Consider the following 1,840-nt stretch of genomic DNA (forward strand, 5'->3'; position numbering starts at 1 on the left):
AGCTTTCAGAAATTGAGCAAGACAGTTGCTCCCACAGGGGCGTGCGGCCCCAGTGGAATGCGGTCCCCATTGGCCATGTCAGGCCACCTCTGGCTCACAACCCTTGAGCACCATGCGGATGATGGTTTCGGCCGCCGCGTCATAATCACTGTCGGCCAGCTTGGCCTTGCCGGTCACCGCAGAAATCTGCCAGTCGAAGTCCGCATAGGTCTGGGTTGCCGCCCAGATGCTGAACATCAGGTGATGCGCGTCCACATGGGCGATCTGCCCGCGATCGATCCAGCGCTGGATGCACTCGATGTTGTGTCGGGCCTGCTCGTTCAACTGCTCTACCTGGTTCGGTGACAGGTGCGGCGCGCCATGCATGATCTCGCTGGCGAACACCTTGGACGCATGGGGCAGGTCACGCGAAATGCGAATTTTCGAACGAATGTACGCACTCAGCACTTCCTTCGGGTCGCCGTCTGCATTGAACGGCGTGGATGCCTGCATGATCGGCGCGATGATGCTTTCCAGGACCTCGCGGTAAAGGTTGTCCTTGGACTTGAAGTAGTAGTACACGTTCGGCTTGGGCAGGCCGGCCTTGGCCGCGATATCGCTGGTCTTGGTGGCGGCGAAGCCCTTGTCGGCGAATTCCTCGCTGGCCGCGCGCAGGATCAATTCCTTGTTGCGCTCGCGAATGGTGCTCATGGTCAGGGATCTTCCTCGTGTCTGGCCACCTCTAAGGGGGATCGGGCATGGTAGCACCGGCCTCGACGGGCGCTCAAGGCAGCGGCTTTGGGCTAGAATCCGGCACATTGACTTATTTGGATACAAGCAAACATGGCAGGAAGCAGTCTACTGGTACTGATCGACGATATCGCCACGCTGCTGGACGACGTCTCTCTGATGACCAAGGTGGCGGCAAAAAAAACCGCAGGCGTGCTGGGTGATGACCTGGCGCTGAATGCCCAGCAGGTCACCGGCGTGCGCGCCGATCGCGAACTTCCGGTCGTCTGGGCGGTGGCCAAGGGGTCGTTCGTCAACAAGGCGATCCTGGTACCGGCCGCGTTGCTGATCAGTGCGTTCATACCCTGGGCGGTTACGCCGTTGTTGATGTTGGGTGGCGCGTTCCTGTGCTTCGAGGGTTTCGAGAAGCTGGCGCACAAGTTCTTGCACAGCAAGGAAGAGGATGAGGCACAGCACGAGGCGCGCAAGGAGGCTGTTGCCGATGCCAGTGTTGACCTGGTGGCTTTTGAAAAAGCCAAGATCAAGGGGGCGGTGCGTACCGACTTCATCCTGTCGGCGGAAATCATCGCCATTACCTTGGGTATCGTAGCTGACTCGCCGCTGACCCAGCAGATCATCGTGCTGTCGGGCATTGCGGTAGTCATGACCATTGGTGTGTATGGGTTGGTAGGCGGGATCGTCAAGCTTGACGACCTTGGGCTGTGGATGGCCCGCAAAACCTCCAGGCTGACTCAGGCAGTGGGTAACGGCATCCTGCGCGCGGCGCCGTACATGATGAAAAGCCTGTCGGTAATTGGTACTGCGGCGATGTTTCTGGTGGGCGGTGGGATCCTGGTGCATGGCATCGAGCCGCTGCATCATGCCATCGAGGCGTTCAGCGAAGGGCGTGGTGGGGCGCTGACCGGGGCGTTGCTCAACGCTGGGGTCGGGGTTGTGGCCGGTGCCATGGTGCTGGCGGTGGTCAGTGCTGCGGGGAAGTTGTGGCGGGCGCTCAGACCTGCCAATTGAGGCGCCTGGCCGGGGCTTTGCCCCGGTTCGCGCGTGAACCCGCCCCCCAGGTACCGCGTATGCCTTGAACCCGGTGCGGCCCCTGTAATCGATGGACTCGCCC

Annotated in this window: 2 protein-coding genes; one reads left to right on the forward strand and one right to left on the reverse strand. The window is 60.9% G+C overall.

What is annotated here, in order from left to right:
- Window positions 1-78: 78 nt before the first annotated feature.
- The gene (locus ACF8Q6_RS04440; protein ID WP_014590197.1) at window positions 79-690 is read right to left on the reverse strand and encodes a TetR/AcrR family transcriptional regulator; all 612 of its coding nucleotides are present in this window, start codon (window positions 688-690) and stop codon (window positions 79-81) included.
- A gap of 132 nt (window positions 691-822) precedes the next feature.
- On the opposite strand from ACF8Q6_RS04440, the gene ACF8Q6_RS04445 reads away from it, so the two are divergent.
- Window positions 823-1,737, forward strand: a complete 915-nt coding sequence (locus ACF8Q6_RS04445) for a DUF808 domain-containing protein (protein ID WP_020192148.1) — start codon at window positions 823-825, stop codon at window positions 1,735-1,737.
- Window positions 1,738-1,840 lie beyond the last annotated feature (103 nt).

Origin of the sequence: Pseudomonas sp. GLN_2, assembly GCF_043106005.1 — a bacterium.
In the GTDB taxonomy this organism is placed as follows: domain Bacteria; phylum Pseudomonadota; class Gammaproteobacteria; order Pseudomonadales; family Pseudomonadaceae; genus Aquipseudomonas; species Aquipseudomonas alloputida.

Excerpts from the sequence above, each read along its gene's own strand:
- ACF8Q6_RS04440 (WP_014590197.1), bottom strand. The coding sequence starts at position 690 with ATGAGCACCATTCGCGAGCGCAACAAGGAATTGATCCTGCGCGCGGCC.
- ACF8Q6_RS04445 (WP_020192148.1), top strand. The coding sequence starts at position 823 with ATGGCAGGAAGCAGTCTACTGGTACTGATCGACGATATCGCCACGCTG.